Genomic DNA, 258 nt, shown 5'->3' with positions numbered 1-258 from the left:
CTCCCCGTGGTGGGCGCTGCCGCAGTGATCTGGGCCGGCGAAAATCAGAGCACGTGGAGCCCGACGTTCATCGGGCGGAGCGCTCCTATCCAGTGGACGGGAGATGTCTCCTACTCCTTGTATCTATGGCACTGGCCCTTGGTCGTCGTGCTCCCCCTCGTTCAAGGGCATCCCATCGGCACGAAGAGCGGCATCGCGCTATTTGCGGTTTGCCTTGTGCTGGCTTGGGCATCCAAGCGGTTCGTTGAGGATCCGTTC

The 258-nt window shown here is 62.0% G+C and carries 1 protein-coding gene; it reads left to right on the top strand.

Annotated features, from left to right (window positions below; genetic code table 11):
• Nucleotides 1–24: 24 nt before the first annotated feature.
• Nucleotides 25–258, top strand: a 234-nt coding sequence (locus SB660_RS21825) for an acyltransferase family protein (protein ID WP_410584525.1), incomplete at its 3' end; no start/stop codon positions are given.

Origin of the sequence: Bacillus sp. SIMBA_005, from assembly GCF_046535585.1 — a bacterium.
In the GTDB taxonomy this organism is placed as follows: Bacteria; Bacillota; Bacilli; order Bacillales; family Bacillaceae; genus Bacillus; species Bacillus pumilus.
The sequence above is the reverse complement of the archived record's forward strand: the minus strand, read 5'-3'. Positions and strand labels throughout refer to the sequence as shown.